This is a genomic window from Allobosea sp. 2KB_26 (assembly GCF_052115715.1).
Lineage (GTDB): Bacteria > Pseudomonadota > Alphaproteobacteria > Rhizobiales > Beijerinckiaceae > Allobosea.
The window spans coordinates 400,727-418,104 of the sequence record NZ_JBFRHE010000001.1; the positions used below are offsets into that span (position 1 = coordinate 400,727).

At 64.5% G+C, this 17,378-nt stretch carries 10 protein-coding genes; all 10 read left to right on the forward strand.

The genetic code is table 11. The features are described from left to right. Positions 1-78 precede the first annotated feature (78 nt). The 10 genes from AB4099_RS01975 (at position 79) to AB4099_RS02020 (ending at position 17,255) form a co-directional block, all read left to right on the forward strand. Positions 79-1,347, forward strand: coding sequence for an MdtA/MuxA family multidrug efflux RND transporter periplasmic adaptor subunit (locus tag AB4099_RS01975; RefSeq protein WP_441476844.1), 1,269 nt, complete (start codon positions 79-81; stop codon positions 1,345-1,347). Next, positions 1,344-4,457: an MdtB/MuxB family multidrug efflux RND transporter permease subunit gene (locus tag AB4099_RS01980; protein ID WP_441476845.1), complete on the forward strand. Its 3,114-nt coding sequence runs from the start codon at positions 1,344-1,346 to the stop codon at positions 4,455-4,457. Before AB4099_RS01975 ends, AB4099_RS01980 begins: the two co-directional genes overlap by 4 nt. Further along, positions 4,454-7,864 (forward strand): efflux RND transporter permease subunit, encoded by a 3,411-nt coding sequence (locus AB4099_RS01985; protein ID WP_441476846.1) that lies wholly within the window; start codon positions 4,454-4,456, stop codon positions 7,862-7,864. Before AB4099_RS01980 ends, AB4099_RS01985 begins: the two co-directional genes overlap by 4 nt. A gap of 2 nt (positions 7,865-7,866) precedes the next feature. Further along, positions 7,867-9,378: an efflux transporter outer membrane subunit gene (locus AB4099_RS01990; RefSeq protein WP_441476847.1), complete on the forward strand. Its 1,512-nt coding sequence runs from the start codon at positions 7,867-7,869 to the stop codon at positions 9,376-9,378. A gap of 35 nt (positions 9,379-9,413) precedes the next feature. After that, the gene (locus AB4099_RS01995; protein WP_441476848.1) at positions 9,414-10,409 is read left to right on the forward strand and encodes an ABC transporter ATP-binding protein; all 996 of its coding nucleotides are present in this window, start codon (positions 9,414-9,416) and stop codon (positions 10,407-10,409) included. A gap of 959 nt (positions 10,410-11,368) precedes the next feature. Then, entirely contained in the window at positions 11,369-13,129 is a 1,761-nt protein-coding gene (locus tag AB4099_RS02000) for an ABC transporter permease (protein ID WP_441476849.1), read from the forward strand. A 24-nt stretch (positions 13,130-13,153) separates the two neighbouring features. Beyond that, positions 13,154-14,485 (forward strand): ABC transporter ATP-binding protein, encoded by a 1,332-nt coding sequence (locus AB4099_RS02005; protein ID WP_441476850.1) that lies wholly within the window; start codon positions 13,154-13,156, stop codon positions 14,483-14,485. Between the two features lie 283 nt (positions 14,486-14,768). After that, positions 14,769-15,470, forward strand: coding sequence for an MgtC/SapB family protein (locus AB4099_RS02010; protein WP_441476851.1), 702 nt, complete (start codon positions 14,769-14,771; stop codon positions 15,468-15,470). A gap of 91 nt (positions 15,471-15,561) precedes the next feature. Beyond that, positions 15,562-16,626 carry a sensor histidine kinase gene (locus AB4099_RS02015; RefSeq protein ID WP_441476852.1) on the forward strand — a complete coding sequence of 355 codons (1,065 nt, stop codon included), beginning with the start codon at positions 15,562-15,564 and terminating at the stop codon, positions 16,624-16,626. 5 nt (positions 16,627-16,631) lie between these two features. Next, on the forward strand, positions 16,632-17,255 hold the full coding sequence (locus AB4099_RS02020; protein WP_441476853.1) for a response regulator transcription factor: 624 nt from the start codon (positions 16,632-16,634) through the stop codon (positions 17,253-17,255). The last annotated feature ends 123 nt before the right edge of the window (positions 17,256-17,378 follow it).

A 17,378-nucleotide genomic window follows, 5' to 3' on the forward strand; every position in this document is an offset into this window, starting at 1 on the left:
GATTACCTCTGATTCATGTGCAGCGGACCTGAATGCGGGTTAGCATGCCGCTCCAGCTTAGGCGGCTTGGACACACAGATGAACCTGAAGCCGGAGTTTCCGGTAGCCGCTCCGATCGCGGACAGACCGGTCGCCAACCCGTCACGGACGAGACGCGGCGGCAAGGTCGTGCTCATGCTCGTATTGATCGCGGCGGGCTTGGGGTCATGGTGGTGGCTGCGGCCGGGCGCCGAGCAACCGACCAGCCGCGTGCGAACCGCGCCGACCACATCGGTTGTCTCCGCGCAGGCAAACCATGGCGACATCGCGATCAACATCGACGCGCTTGGCACCGTCACAGCCCTGGCAACCGTCACGGTCAGGTCGCAGATCAGCGGACAGCTGGTTCGCGTGAATTTCAAGGAAGGCCAGGACGTCAAGAAGGGCGATCTGCTGGCCGAGATCGACTCCCGCCCCTACGAGGCGACGCTGGCGCAGATGAAAGGGCAATTGGCACGCGACGAGGCCCTGTTGAAGGGAGCCCAGGTCGACCTGGCACGTTACCAGGGGCTGTCGGCTCAGAACGCCGTGCCGCATCAAACCCTCGACACGCAGGTTGCGCTGGTCGCGCAATATCAAGGCACCCTCGCGGCCGATCGGGCCCAGGTCATGGCTGCCGAGGTCAATCTGCAATATACCCGGATCGTCGCGCCTCTCGATGGCCGCGTCGGGCTGCGTCAGGTCGACGCCGGCAACTATGTGACTGCCGGCGATGCGAACGGCATCGTCGTGATCACGCAATTGGCGCCGATCAGCGTGCTCTTCACCGTGCCCGAGGACAATCTTCAGGCGATCGCCGCGCGTCTTCGCGACGGAGCGGCCCTGCCGGTCCAGGCGTTCGATCGCGCCGGCACGAAGGGTCTCGCGGAGGGCACGTTGCAGACCTTCGACAGCCAGATCGACCCGACGACGGGAACGATCAAGCTGCGCGCGCTCTTCGGCAACGGCACGAGAGCACTCTATCCGAACCAGTTCGTGAACATTCGTCTGCTGCTGGACACGCGCAAGGGCGTGACGCAGATCCCGTCGGCAGGCGTTCAGCGCGGCGTGCCGGGAACCTTCGTCTACCTCGTCAATGCGGATAGCACGGTCTCCGTCCGCAAGGTCGAACTCGGCGTCTCCGACGGAGATCATGTCGAGGTGGTCTCCGGCCTGAAGCCGGGAGACACCATCGTCATCGACGGTGCCGACAAGCTGCGCGACGGTGCCAGGGTCAGCACACGTGCGCCGGGCGGCCAGACCGGCACGCAGCCGGCCGCGCCGCCTGCCGGCGGCAACCGCCGTTCGGCTGGCGGATCACCGACATGAGCCCGTCCCGGCCCTTCATCCTGCGGCCGGTTGCCACGACGCTGCTGATGGTCGCGATCATGCTCTCCGGCATTCTCGCCTTCCGGTTCCTGCCGGTGGCTGCGCTACCGGAGGTCGACTACCCGACCATCCAGGTCCAGACCTTCTATCCGGGGGCAAGCCCCGACGTGATGACATCATCCGTGACAGCGCCGCTCGAGGTGCAGTTCGGCCAGATGCCGAATCTGAACCAGATGAGTTCGGCAAGCTCTGGCGGCGCCTCGGTCATCACCTTGCAATTCGGGCTGAACATCTCGCTGGATGTCGCAGAGCAGGAGGTCCAGGCCGCCATCAATGCGGCAGGTAACCTGCTGCCGGCCGATCTGCCGGCGCCACCGATCTACGCAAAGGTCAACCCCGCCGATGCGCCGATCCTGACGCTGGGGCTGACCTCGGCGACGATCCCGCTGACCCAGGTGCAGGACTTCGCCAATACGCGCCTGGCACAGAAGATATCGCAGCTTCCCGGCGTGGGGCTCGTCAGTATCAGCGGTGGCCAGCGGCCAGCCGTCCGCATCCGGGCCGATATCCGTAAGCTCGCCGCCTATGGTCTGAATATCGACGACCTGCGCACCACGCTCGGCAATGCCAATGTCAACACGCCCAAGGGAAGTTTCGATGGGGCGATGCGCGCCTCGACGATCAATGCGAACGACCAGATCCGTGCGGCCGGCGGTTATCGCTCGCTGATCATCGCCTACAAGAACGGCGCGGCGGTTCGGCTCAGCGATGTGGGGGCCGTTGTCGACGGAGCCGAGAACGACAAGCTGGGCGCCTGGATGAACACGGTGCCGGCCGTGATCCTCAACATTCAGCGCCAGCCGGGCGCCAATGTCATTTCGGTCGTGGACGGCATCAAGGCACTCTTGCCGCAACTCCAGGCGACGCTACCGGCCGCGATCGACATGACCGTGCTGACCGACAGGACCGTGACCATTCGCGCCTCGGTCCGCGATGTCGAATACGAGCTTTCACTCGCGGTCATTCTCGTCGTGCTGGTGATCTTCGTCTTTCTGCGCAGCCCGCGCGCCACTCTGATCCCCAGCCTGTCAGTTCCGCTCTCGCTCGTCGGCACATTGGGGACCATGTATCTGTTCGGCTTCAGCCTCAACAATCTGACGCTGATGGCACTGACCATTTCGACCGGCTTCGTCGTCGACGACGCCATCGTCGTCATCGAGAACATCTCGCGCTATCTCGAAGATGGCGAGTCCCCGCTGGCTGCCGCATTGCGGGGGTCGGAGCAGATTGGCTTCACCATCATCTCGCTGACGGTGTCGCTCATCGCCGTCCTGATCCCATTGCTGTTCATGGGCGATGTGGTCGGCCGGCTATTCCGGGAATTCGCGATCACCCTGTCGGTGACGATCCTGATCTCTGCCGTCGTCTCCTTGACGCTCGTACCCATGGCCTGTGCCAAGCTGTTGAAACCCGTGGCCGAGACCACCGAGAACCGCCTCCAGCGCAGCAGCCGCAAGGCTTTCGACGGGATCATCGCCGCCTATGGGCGTATGCTCAGCTGGGTGCTCGACAGGCAGACGCTGGTGCTGCTTGTCGCTTTGGCGACGTTCGGGCTGACCGGGTATCTCTACGCTGTCATCCCCAAGGGCTTCTTCCCACAGCAGGACACCGGCATCATCCAGGCGATCACGGAGGCGCCGCAATCGGCCTCCTATGCCGCGATGGCGGCCCGGCAGCAGGCTCTTGCCGTCGAAATTCTGAAGGACCCCGATGTCGACAGCCTGTCCTCCTTCATTGGCGTCGACGGCACCAACAGCACGCTCAACAGCGGCCGGATCCTGATCAATCTCAAGCCGCATGAGGACCGCAAATCGGACACTGCGGCCGTCATGGAGCGCCTGAAGCAGCGCACGGACAGCCTGCCGGGCATCACGCTCTACATGCAGCCGGTACAGGACCTGACAGTCGAGGGCATCGTCAGCCGCATGCAGTACCAGTTCGTCCTGCAGGCCTCGGATGCCGCACAACTGGCGGAGTGGACCCCCCGGCTCGTCGAGCACCTGGCGTCATTGCCGCAATTTGCCGAAGTAGCGAGCGACATTTCCGCGACCGGACTGGCCGTCTTCGTCGACATAGACCGCGACCAGGCCGCTCGCTTCGGCATCACGCCTGCGACGATCGACAACGCGCTCTATGACTCGTTTGGACAGCGCATCGTCTCGACGATCTTCACGAACTCGAACCAGTACAGGGTCATTCTGGAAGCCGATCCGCTGCTGCAGACGTCACTGCGCTCGCTCTCGTCGCTCTACCTGCCGTCATCGGTGGGCGGCGGGCCGGTGCCGCTGGCGGTCGTTGCGAAGATCCGCGAGGGAACGGCCCCGCTGCAGATCTCACATCTCGGTCAGTTCCCCTCGGCGACCGTGTCGTTCAACCTGGCGCCTGACGCATCGATCGGCGATGCTGTGACAGCGATCAAGCAGGCACAGGCCGAGATCGCCCTTCCGGCGAGCGTGACCAGCACTTTCCTGGGCGCGGCGCAGGCCTTCCAGTCGTCGCTGTCCAACCAGATCCTGCTGATCCTCGCCGCGATCGTGACGGTCTATATCGTACTGGGCGTGCTCTATGAGAGCTTCATCCACCCGCTCACGATCCTGTCGACCTTGCCGTCAGCCGGGATCGGCGCGCTTCTGGCGCTCATGGCGGCCGGCCAGGAACTGACAATCGTAGCCATCATCGGCATCATTCTCCTGATCGGCATCGTGAAGAAGAACGCGATCATGATGATCGACTTTGCCCTGGATGCGGAACGCAACCAGGGCAAGACGCCGCGCGAGGCGATCTACCAGGCCTGCCTGCTGCGCTTCCGGCCGATCCTGATGACGACGATGGCGGCCGTGCTCGGTGCCCTGCCACTCATGCTGGGGACGGGCGCGGGCTCGGAGCTCCGGCATCCGCTGGGGATCGCCATCGTCGGCGGCCTGCTGGTCAGCCAGTTGCTCACGCTGTTCACGACGCCCGTAATCTATCTCTGGTTCGACCGGCTGGCCGTGCGCTTCACCGGCCGCCAGGCGCGGGGCGCACCAGTCCCTGAAGCCCTTGAACCATGAACCCGTCGCGCGCCTTCATCCGGCGGCCCGTCGCGACGACCCTGCTAACCGTCTGGCTTGCCGCGATCGGTGCCGTCGCCTTCTTCCAGCTCCCGGTCGCACCGCTGCCCGAGGTCGATTTTCCAACGATCTCGGTCCAGGCAACGCTCCCTGGCGGCAGCCCCCAGGACGTCGCCACCACCGTCGCAAGCCCGCTCGAGCGCCATCTCGGCCAGATTGCCGACGTGACGGAGATGACGTCGTCCAGCACAGTCGGCGGAACGCGGATCACGCTGCAGTTCGGCCTCAGCCGGGACATCGACGGTGCCGCCCGCGACGTGCAGGCTGCGATCAATGCGGCGCGCGCCGACCTTCCGACGAGCCTGCGCGCCAATCCGACCTATCGCAAGGTCAATCCAGCGGATGCGCCCGTGCTCATCCTGACGCTCACCTCCGACACCAAGACCCGCGGGGAGCTCTACGATGCGGCCACCACGGTGCTGGCTCAGAAGCTGTCGCAGGTGGAAGGCGTCGGTGAAGTCATCGTCGGCGGCGGTTCGCTGCCGGCTGTACGGGTCGAGCTGAACCCGCAGGCCCTCTACAAATATGGAATCGGACTGGAGGATGTTCGCGCGGCGATCGCCAGCGCCAACGCCCATAGTCCGAAGGGCGCGATCGACGTCGGCGATCGCCGCTACCAGATCTATGCCAATGATCAGGCTGAAAGAGCGGCCCAGTACAGGTCCCTGACCATTGCCTATCGCAACGGCGCGCCCGTCAGGCTGTCCGACGTGGGCGATGTCGTGGATTCCGTTGAGAACCTGCGCAATGCCGGACTTGTCAACGGCAAACCCGGCGTACTCGTGGTGCTGTTCCGGCAGCCCAACGCGAATATCATCGGCGTGGTCGATCGGGTGAATGCGCTCCTCCCGACGCTTCGGGCCTCGATCTCGCCGGCCATCGACCTGGCGCCGGCAGTCGACAGGTCGACTACGATCCGGGCCTCGCTCCATGACGTCGAGCGCACCCTCGTGATCGCCATCCTGCTCGTGATCGCCGTGGTCTTCATCTTCCTGCGCGAATGGCGCGCGATGCTCGTTCCGGTCGTGGCCGTGTCAGTGTCCCTGATTGCGACATTCGCCGCCATGTACCTGATGGGGTACAGTCTCAACAACCTGTCGCTGATGGCGTTGACCGTCGCCACAGGCTTCGTCGTCGACGACTGCATCGTTGTTCTGGAGAACATCGCACGCCATGTCGAGGATGGCATGGAATCAGGCGAGGCCGCCCTGAAGGGCGCGCAGGAGGTGGGCTTTACCGTCCTTTCGATGAGTTTGTCGCTCGTCGCCGTCTTCATCCCGATCCTGTTGATGGGCGGCATCGTCGGCCGGCTCTTTCGCGAATTCGCGATGACGACGTCGCTGGCGATCATGATTTCGCTCTTGGTCTCGCTGACGACGACGCCGATGATGTGCGCCTTCCTGCTGCGCAGGGATCCGGGCCTTGGCCACAGCCGGCTCTATCGCGGCAGCGAGCGGGTCTTTGTGTGGATGCTCGCGGGATATCGACGGACGCTGTCTGTCGCACTCGGTCATCCCGGCGCCGTCATGCTGGTATTCGCGGCCGTACTGGGCCTGAACGGCTACCTCTACGGCGTGATCCCGAAGGGCTTCTTTCCTCAGCAGGATACTGGCCGGATCGTGGGGGCGATCCAGGCCGACCAGAGCATCTCGTTCCAGCTCATGCAGCAGAAGCTCTCTCGGTTCGTCTCGATCATCAAGGCTGACCCCGCCGTCGACACGGCAGTCGGCTTCACCGGTGGCGGTCAGACGAATTCGGGCAATGTGTTCATCTCGCTGAAGCCGCTATCGGAACGAGGCGTCGCGGCCGACCTGGTGATCGCGCGGTTGCGGCAGCAAATGGCGGCCGTGCCCGGCGCGACACTGTTTCTGCAGGCAGTCCAGGACATCCGCGTCGGCGGCCGGGCAGGCAACGCCCAGTACCAGTACACACTCCAGGGCTCGACCTTGGAGGATCTCGCGGAATGGGCGCCGAGGATCACCGCGGCGCTGCAGGCCCTGCCGACCCTTGCCGACGTCAATAGCGACCAGCAGAACAAGGGCCTGGAATCGAACGTGATCGTGGACCGCGACACGGCCGCACGCCTCGGCATCACCATGGCGCAGGTGAACAATTCGCTCTACGACGCCTTCGGCCAGCGGCAGGTGTCGACGATCTATGTCGCGCGCAACCAGTACCACGTCATCATGGAGGTGGCGCCGCGCTTCTGGCAGAATCCGGAAACGCTGAAGCAGGTCTTCGTCAGCACGGCGGGAGGCTCGGTCGGAGGATCGCAAGCCACCAATGCGGTGGCCGGTACGATCGTGGCCGCGGGCCGCTCAGCCTCGGCGGGCAGCGTCGCAGCCGATGCCGCCCGCAATCTTGCCACCAACTCCATCGGCGCGACCGGAAAGGGCGCGGCATCGACAGGCTCGGCCGTCAGCACCACGCAGGAGACGATGATCCCGCTTTCGACCCTCGCGCGCTTCGCGCAGGGCGCAACGCCGCTTGCCGTCAATCATCAGGGTCTGCTCGTCGCCAACACCATCTCGTTCAACCTGCCCCCGAACGTGTCGTTGAGCACCGCGATCGGCTCGATCGAAGCCACGATGAACCGGATCGGCGTGCCGGCGACCATCCATGGCACCTATCAGGGAACGGCGCGCGCCTTTCAGGACTCGCTCAGCAGCCAGCCCTATCTCATTCTCGCGGCCCTGGTGACGATCTATCTCGTCCTCGGCGTGCTCTACGAAAGCTACGTCCATCCGTTGACGATCCTCTCGACGTTGCCGTCGGCCGGAGTCGGGGCGCTGCTCGCGCTGATGGCCTTCGGCGTCGAGTTCAGCATCATGGCGCTGATCGGCGTGATTCTCCTGATCGGCATCGTCAAGAAGAACGCGATCATGATGATCGATTTCGCACTCGACGCGCAGCGCAGTCGCGGCCTGTCCTCGCTCGACGCCATCCAGGAGGCCTGCCTGCTGCGCTTCCGCCCGATCATGATGACGACGATGGCGGCCATGTTCGGCGCGTTGCCGCTTGCAATCGGACTTGGCGAGGGCAGCGAACTGCGACGGCCACTCGGCATCGCCATCGTTGGCGGGCTTGTCCTGAGTCAGATCCTGACACTCTACACGACGCCGGTGATCTACCTCTACGTCGATCGCTTCCGCATCTGGTGCGGGCAGCAACGCAGTGGGCGGCTCGGTTCGCACCGGATACTGCAGCCTGATGTGGATAGGCGTCGCGGCCGCGAAATCGTGCTGCGCGGTGGCATCGGGTTGCATTATCGTTGTCGCCATAGAATTCGAGGCCTGTGGCTCCGCGCCGCGATCCGGCGAGGCCCAAGCGGCGTCGCAGGAGTCTGAGCATGTCTGACAGAGTTGCGATCGGTTGCGCCTCGGCGTCGGCAAGGCGAGAGGTGTGGCCTCGCCGGGTGGTCTGCGTCGGCTCCCTCGTCGCTATCGCATTTGGGCTGTCGGGTTGTATTCTCGGCAGCGAAAACCCCTCCGCCAATCTCGAGATTCCGGTTTCCTACCGTGAGGGGCCGCGTGCCGCCGAGACCGCACTGCCCGCATTGGACTGGTGGCGAAGCTTCCGCTCGACAGAGCTTTCGGGCCTGATCGAAACCGCGCAATCTGCCAATCTCGATATCGCGGTGGCCATCGCACAGATTATCCAGGCCGACGCACAGGCCGGAATCGCCGGCGCGCCGCTTCTGCCCGCTGTCACGGGGATCGCAAACGCCGAGCGCCTGCGGCTGCCGACGACATCGGGAAGTGGTTCGGGCAGCGGCTCGGGCTCCCGCACGAGCTCGCAGTTTCAGGTCGGCTTGACGGCCAGCTACATGATCGACTTCTGGGGGAAGAACCGTGCTACCCTCTATGCGGCGCAAGAAAATGCGACGGCTGCGAGATACAACCGGGATATCGTTGCGCTGAGCACGACGGTCAGCGTCGCCGATACCTATTTCCAAATCCTGACGGCCGATGACCGCTTGCGGATCGCCCGCAGCAATGTCGCTGCAGCCGAGCGCATCCTGGTCCTGATCAGGCAGCAATTCACTGCCGGAACCGCCTCGCAGCTCGACCTGTCCCAGCAAGAAACCCTTGTCGCGACGCAACGAGCAACGATTCCGCCGCTTGAGGTCATTGCGCACCAGAACAACGCGACCCTAGCCTTGCTGCTCGCTCGCGCGCCGGCGAATTTCAAGGTGATCGGCGGCGGAATCGCCAAGGTCACTGTTCCGCGCGTTACACCCGGATTGCCATCGCAACTGCTGCTCCGCAGACCCGATATCCTTCAGGCGGAGGCACAGCTGGCTGCCTCCAACTTCAGCGTCGAGTCGGCCCGCGCAGCCTTCTTTCCGCAAATCCAGCTCACGAGTGATGCAGGCTTCCAAAGCAAGGCCCTGGCCTCGCTATTCGGGCCCGGCGCTTGGTACTACACGCTGGCCGCCAGCCTGACACAGCCGATTTTTGACGGGTTTCTCCTCCAGAGCCAACTCGAGCAGGCCAGGGGCACGCAACTCCAGGCCCTCCAAGTCTATCGCAAGGCGGTCCTTTCGGCCTTCACCGATGTCGAGAAGGCGCTGGTGGCGCTCAGGCAAGCGGCCGTGCAGGAGCAGCGTCAGTCCGAGGTCGTCGCGAGCGCGCGCCGGGCCTTCGAGGTCGCAGAGGTGCAACTGCGCGGCGGCACCGCGAATCTCATCAGCGTTCTGCAGGCCCAGCAAACCCTCTTTACCGCCCAGGACAATCTGGCCCAGGTCAAGTTGACTCGCTTCCTCGCGGCGACGAGCCTGTTCCAGGCGCTGGGCGGCGGCTGGTCGCGCAGCCCTCCATACGCCACCGCCCAACAGCTGCCGAGTTCGGCAGGGCCTTAGCCATGTTCGGCAGGCCTTCCGGCGCGTCACTGCGAATGACGCGAGAAACGCGCCTGCCCGAGACATTTCTGGCGTTCGTCTGGCGCGTCAGCGGCTGGCATCAACTCTGGGTGTCGCTCCTCTCTGTCGCGGTCTTCCTCCTGCACGCGACGCCGCTCGAACTGCAACGACGCATCATCGATCTGGCGGTGAAGGGCGGCCCGGTTCGCGCCATACTCATCCTCGTCGCAGCGCAAGCGGGTGTCGTCATGGCGTTCGGCCTGCTGAAACTGCTGATGAACATTTATCGGGGCTGGATCAGCGAGAGCGCCACGCGCGCGCTTCGCCTCCTGCAGGATGCGCGTCTCGCGGCGCGGCCCATCGCCGCGACGCGGGCGGCTACGAATGCTGTCGGTCTATCGATGGTGATCGCCGAAAGCGACGACGTTGGCGCCTTAGTTGGATCGAGCATCAGCATCCCGGTTGTCGAAATCGGATTTCTGACGACCGTCTTTGGCTATCTCGCGACGCTGGAACCGCGGCTGGCGCTCCTGAGCTTCGTCGTGCTGCTGCCTCAACTGGTTTTCGTGCCGCTGCTTCAGAAGGCCATCAACCGCCGCATATCGCGGCGCGTCGTGCTGCTGAGACAGATCGGCGCCGAAATCCTGATTGCAACGCCTCTTCTCGACCGGGCCGCGCAAACTGGCAAGATCGATGTGGTCTTCCAGCTCAATGTCGCGATCTACAGCATCAAGTTCACGATGAATTTCCTGATGAACCTTTGTTACAGTGCCGGGAATCTCATCGTTCTGGGCGCTGGGGCTGTCCTCGTCGTTCATGGCCAGACGGAAATCGCCACTGTTGTGACGCTCATCTCGGCCATGAGCAAAATCGTCGATCCATGGAACGACATGATCGACTGGGCGCGCAACTTCGCAACGGCCAGGGTCAGGTACAATTTGATCGCAACGGCTTTCGGGCAGCTTCACACAGAGCCAGCGCTCGCCGGGACCGAACCAGGGGCCGACGGCATCCGCCCAGGACAGTCTTGAAGACGGGCCCTCGCCCTGCCGGCCAAACTCGCCTGTGCACGGCGGTGACGCAGCGATCAAGCCTCTGCGATCGTGCCGTTACCTCTCCTTCCGAGATGGCAGGCAGCCTCACCAGAGCACCGACGCCCGATCAGGCTTGCTTCCCCGCGCTGCAGTCAACCCAGCTTGCGCCGGAACAAACGCCGAAATCCTCCTGGCGACAGCTCCAAGATCGCGCAAACTGAACCAGCCAGTTCTTACGGCGGCGAGCATGGACAGGAGAAATCCGTTCATGGAGCGACATCTCAGTGTCCGGACCGCACAGCGGTTCAATCGATACCAACGTATACAGAAGCTAATCCATGGTCCGATTGACCCGAAGACCGGTGGCGGGCAGAAATTTCATGCATTCACCGCATCGATCAGGTGATTGAGATTTCTGAACTTCTACCTGACTGAAAACAAACAGAAGACATCCAACCGAATACTCGGAACAGATTTGAACTGGCGACCGATCAATATTGCGGTCAGCCTGGATCGCCTCCGCCAAGCCTGGGGGGCAAGGGCAAGGGCAAGGCGGGGTTAGCCCTATTGGCCACCCCCGGATCCGTTCCGAGCAGTTCGAGGAGGTAAGCCATGAGCAACGTCATCGCCTTCCGCAACAGCGCCACCACCTCCAGCCCTACCGCGAGCGCCCGGCCCGATACCGGCGCGTCCGGAACGTTTCGGCGATGCGCGGCGGCGCCTCCGGTTCTCGTCGCGGTTTGGCATCGCCGTCCCAGGGGGCGGCTCGAATGCCGCTGGACCAGTGCGCCGGCCACATGTCTCGACGAGAGCGGCAGTCGACGCGCAAGCTCGCGCGGCCACGTCCCCTGGCCTTGGCGTGCCCCTCGCGGCGCGAGGCAGTCATCCGTGCGATAGGGCGACCTGTTCGCACCTGACGATACCGGCCAGACGTCCCCCTCAGCCTGAGGTGCATCATGGTGTTCGTATCCAACGACCGTCGGGGACACAGCGCCTTGGCCGCGCTAACGCGCACTCGCGTTCTGCCCAATATCTACGACCTGGTGGCCTTCGCACTGCTGGCCGCACTTGCCGTGCTGGCGCTCCATGGAGCCGCCGGCATGCACTCGCCCCTGAAGGGCCTCACTGCAGCCCCCGTCTCGCTCGATCCGATGCTGCTGCCCGGATACGCCTTGCGCACAACGCTACGGATGTTCGCGGCGATCATCGCCTCGCTGATCTTCACCTTCGTGATCGCGACGCTGGCCGCCAAGAGCCGCCGCGCCGAGATGATCATCATCCCTGCCCTCGACATCCTGCAATCGGTTCCGGTTCTCGGCTTCCTGACATTCACCGTCACCTTCTTCATGGGCCTGTTCCCAGGTCGTCAGCTCGGTGCCGAATGCGCCGCGATCTTCGCGATTTTCACCAGCCAGGCCTGGAACATGGCCTTCTCCTTCTACCAGTCGCTCCGAACCGTTCCGCGCGATCTCGACGAGGTCAGCCGCGGGTTCGGGCTCTCCTCCTGGCAACGTTTCTGGCGGCTTGAGGTCCCCTTCGCAGCGCCCGGGCTCGTCTGGAATACGATGATGTCGATGTCGGGCGGGTGGTTCTTCGTCGTCGCATCGGAGGCGATCACAGTCGGTGACACCACCGTCCAGCTTCCCGGTCTCGGCTCCTGGCTGGCTCTTGCCATCGACAAGCAGGACTTTGCCGCCGTCGCCTGGGCGGTGCTGGCCATGGCAATCGTAATCGGTCTCTACGACCAGTTGCTGTTCCGGCCGATCGTCGCCTGGGCCGACAAGTTCCGCTTCGAGCAGACGGCAGGCCAGGAGAAGCCGCGCTCATGGGTCTATGCGCTGATCCGGCGTACGCGCCTCCTCAAACGCCTGACCTGGCCCTTCGCCTGGCTGTGGAACAGGCTCCTGCTCGTTCGGCTGTCGCGGGCGCGATCAGCCCTGCCGGCAGCGCGTGGAGACAGCCAGGGCTGGTCACGGGCCATCGACTATGTCTGGCTCGGCATGATCGTCGCTGTTGGCGCATGGGCGGCATGGACCACAGTGTCCTATGTCGGCCAGACCCTGTCCTGGCGCGACATCTGGGATCCGTTGGGTCGCGGCCTCGTGACCTTGTTACGCGTGATCGTACTCATTGCGGTCGCAAGCCTGATCTGGGTGCCACTCGGAGTCTGGATCGGCCTACGCCCGGCGGTCGCCGAGCGCGTCCAGCCCCTCGCCCAGTTCCTCGCTGCCTTTCCTGCCAACGTTCTTTTTCCCTTCGCCGTTGTGGGGATCGTCGCGACAGGGGCCAGCCCAGACATCTGGCTCTCGCCGCTGATGGTGCTCGGCACGCAGTGGTATATTCTGTTCAACGTCATCGCCGGCGCCAGTGCGTTTCCGACGGACCTGCGGGAGGTTTCCTCGGTCTACCAGCTCCGCTCCTGGACATGGTGGCGGCGCGCCATATTGCCGGGAATCTTCCCCTATTACGTCACGGGCGCACTCACGGCATCCGGCGGCTCATGGAACGCCAGCATCGTCGCAGAGGTGGTGAGCTGGGGCGACACCAAGCTGGAGGCCTACGGCCTCGGCTCCTACATCGCCAATGCGACGGCAGCGGGCGACTTGCCCCGTGTCGTCCTCGGCGTCGCCGTGATGTCGTTGTTCGTCACGCTCTTCAACCGCACGCTCTGGCGCCCGCTCTACGCCTTTGCGGAACGCCGCATGCGTCTCGACTGACCCTTTCCGCTGGAGGATTGCACCATGGACGCCGTCTCCGTCACCCGAAGGGCAGAAGCCACCAAACCTGCGCCGATCGTTTCTGCAAGGCAGGTCTGCCAGACCTACGACAAGGGCGCCTCGGGCTCGCTCGTCGTGCTCGACAACGTCGACATCGAGCTGAGGCCGGCCGAGATCGTCGGCCTACTCGGCCGCTCCGGTTCCGGCAAGTCGACCTTGCTGCGTGCCATCGCCGGCTTGATCAGGCCCAGCGGCGGCACGATCACCTTCGAGGGCGAACCCGTGACGGGGCCGAGCTCGGGCGTGGCCGTCGTCTTTCAGAGTTTTGCCTTGTTTCCCTGGCTGACCGTGCTGGAAAATGTCGAGCTCGGACTGGAAGCGCAGGGCGTCCTACCCGTAGAGCGGCGCAAGCGCGCACTCGCAGCCATCGACCTGATCGGTCTCGACGGCTTCGAGAGCGCCTATCCCAAGGAACTCTCCGGCGGCATGCGCCAGCGCGTCGGTCTCGCGCGTGCTCTGGTTGTACACCCCAAGGTGCTGCTGATGGACGAACCGTTCTCGGCGCTCGACGTGTTGACCGCCGAGACGTTGCGCACCGACCTTCTGGACCTCTGGTGCGAAGGGCGCATGCCGATCGAAGCGATCCTGATGGTGACCCACAACATCGAGGAAGCGGTGCTGATGTGTGACCGCATCCTGATCTTCGGGTCCAATCCCGGCCGGGTGATCGCTGAAATCCGGGTCGACATGCCCCAGCCGCGCGATCGACTCGCTCCTGAGTTCCGCGTGCTGGTCGAGGACATCTATGCACGGATGACGGCAAGAACCGGAACTCCGGTGCATGAGGGCTTCTTCCCAGGCTCGGGCATTGCGATGTCGCTGCCACGCGTCTCGACCAACCTGATGGCCGGCCTGATCGAGGCGATCGCCGCCGAACCCTACAAGGGCGAGGCCGACCTGCCGCCCTTGGCAGCCGGGCTCCACCTTGAAATCGACGACCTGTTCCCCGTGGCGGAGACGCTCCAGCTCCTGCGCTTCGCCGATCTGGAGGGCGGCGACATCAAGTTGACGGCGCCAGGCCTGCGCTTCGCCGGCAGCAACGTCGACGAGCGCAAACATCTCTTCGCACAGCAGCTTGCGACCTACGTCCCGCTCGCCACCCACATCCGGCGCGTGCTCGATGAGCGTCCCACCCACAAGGCCCCGGCGGCCCGCTTTCGCGATGAGCTCGAGGATCACATGTCGGAGGACTATGCCGTCACGACCTTGAAGGCGGTCACGAACTGGGCCCGTTACGGCGAGTACTTCGCCTATGACGAAATTGCGGATCTGTTCACCCTCGAAAATCCGAGTTGAACAGGGCGTGGTGCCGAGGCGACGGCGTAGACGCGTGGGTTAGCCGCCAATGCTGGTCAGATTTTTGGTCAGTACCCGGTTGCTCCTGCCAGTTGTGACCCTTCTGCTGCGGGCTTCCGAATGGCAGCTCGGCGCGATCTCCAGGCTCCATCGTCTCGGAGTCCTGCCGCCGAAGCTGACCCGTTGGCTCCTGCAGCGATCGGAGCGTCCCGAACGATGCGGCCTGGCGCTGATGCGCAGCAGGCGGCGACGGCAATTTTGACCACAAGCCAAGACAGCAGCCATGACGATCGGATTTGAGCAAGCGGCGGTCAATCTCGGGACGGCCTTTACGCTGGGCGCCGTCATCGGCTTCGAGCGGCAATGGCGGCAGCGGCTTGCGGGCCTACGCACCAACACGCTCGTGGCCTTGGGAGCAGCCATCTTCGTGATGTTCGCGAGCCTCGTTCCGGGCGATGCGAGCCCGACGCGGGTGGCCGCCCAGGTCGTCTCGGGGATCGGCTTCCTCGGCGCCGGCGTCATCTTCAAGGAGGGGCTCAACGTCCGTGGCCTCAACACGGCCGCAACCCTATGGTGCTCGGCCGCGGTCGGGCTCGTCGCCGGCGCCGGCTTCCCGCTCCATGCACTGCTTGCGACAAGCTTCGTCATCCTGGTCAATCTCGCCCTGCGCCCGCTGATCCGTCTGATCGCCCGCCAGTCGATCGAAATGACGGAACTCGTCGTGTGCTACACCGTGACCGCGGTCTGCCGGAGTGAAGGCGAGGCCCATGTCCGGGCGCTGATGCTCCAGGGCCTCGGCTCGGCCCGGCTGCATCTCCACCAGCTCGACAGCAGCAATATCGAGGATACCGATCGGGTCGAGGTGGCAGCGACCGTGACGGCAGATCATCGCGAGGATGCCGCCCTGGAGCAGATCGTCGGCCGCCTGAGCCTCGAACCGGTCGTCACCGCAGCACGCTGGCGGGCGGAGGCGATGGTGGAATGACATCCCCTCGCGAGCCGCTGGACAAAGCACCGGGACAGGCTGTCTTCTCGGTCATGCCCGCTGGTGAAGGCTGGTTTGCGGGAGACGGCGCATGATGCTCAATCGGGAGCGTTTCCAAATCGAGACGCCCCTGCTCTGGCCGGGCCTCCTCGTACTTGCGGCCGCAATCTTCGTTGCCGACACGGTCACCAACCTGGAGATCGCCGTCGCCGTCCTCTATGTCGCCGTGGTCCTGATTTCCGTCAGGTCCGGCCGGCAAGGCGCGGTGGTCCTCGTCGGTGCGGGCTGCGCAGCTCTCACGGTGCTGAGCTACCTCCTGACCCCTCGGGGCGCGCCTGAATCGGGGCTCGTCAATTGCGCCTTGAGCCTGCTGGCCATCGGCTCCGCGACCTATCTCGCGACCAGGATCCGGGCGGCCGAAGCACGGGCGAGGCAGGCGCAGGATGATCTCGCGCATATGTCGCGGGTCACGACCATGGGAGAGTTGACCGCCTCGATCGCCCATGAGGTGAGCCAGCCGCTCGCGGGCATCGTCGCCAACGCTCATGCCGCCATTCGTTGGCTCGCGGCATCGCCACCCAACCCGGATGAGGCGCAGCGTGCGCTCAGCCGGGTCGTCGCGGATGCCGATCGCGCCGGCGACGTGATCGGCCGAGTGCGCCGGCTCGTCACAAAGGCGCCGCCGTCGCGCGACAGGGTCGATCTGATCGAGCTGATCGAAGAGGCGCTGCTGTTGGCGCGCAGCGAAATCCGCAGGAACCACGTCGTGCTGCGCACCGACTTCGGGACCGATCTCTCCTCGCCGCTGGGGGACCGGGTCCAACTGCAACAGGTCGTCCTGAACTTCGTCGTCAATGCTGCCGAGGCGATGGGTAGCCTGGAGACCGGGCCGCGGGACATGCTCGTCAGCGCCGCCGCGGGCGACGGCAAGATCACGGTGAGCGTCCGCGATACGGGGATCAGCCTCGCTCCTGCCGCGATCGACCAGGTCTTCGAGGCCTTCTACACCACGAAGCCAGGTGGCATGGGAATGGGCTTGGCGATCAGCCGCTCAATCGTCGAGGCCCATGGCGGCGCGGTCTACGCGGCCGTCAATCATCCGCGCGGGATGGTGTTCGGCTTCACACTGCCGGTACCACGCGAGCGCGACGAGTGAGAGCGATGACGCAAGAGACGCCAACCGTCTTCGTGGTCGACGACGACCCATCCGTGCGAGATGGATTGGACAGCTTGTTCCGCTCGATCGGCTATGCCGTATCGTGCTTCGCCTCCGTCCATGAGTTTGCGCTGCTCCGACGCCCCGACGAACCGTCCTGCCTCGTCCTTGACGTCAGAATGCCTGGGCCCAGCGGCATGGATTTCCAGGCGGAACTCCTGGCGATCCGCGACCCTTTGCCAATCGTCTTCCTGACCGGCCATGGCGACGTGCCCATGGCGGTTCGCGCGATGAAGGCCGGAGCAGTGGAGTTCCTGCTGAAGCCCTTCCGCGAACAGGATCTCCTCGATGCCGTCCGCGCCGCCATCGATCGCGATCGCGTCCGGCGCCAGGATGACGCGGCGACGGCGGATATCAAGGCGGGTTACGCAACACTTTCGGCGCGCGAGAGAGAGGTCATGGCCCTTGTCGTCGCGGGGCGCCTGAACAAACAGATCGCGGCGGAGCTCAACTTGAGCGAGATCACGGTCAAAGTTCACCGCGGTCAGGCCATGCGCAAAATGGGAGCATCGACGCTCGCAGATTTGATCAGAATGGCCGATCGCTTGGCGAGGCCTGCAACACGCTAGGGCCTGGGATCCTCGCGTTGGACGCGAGAGCGGCCTGACGGAACGACCCTGACCGCATCACTGCCAGTCTCGCGGCGGTCTGGGTCAGACAAATCAGTCGCCACGCTTCCGTCGATAAACCTG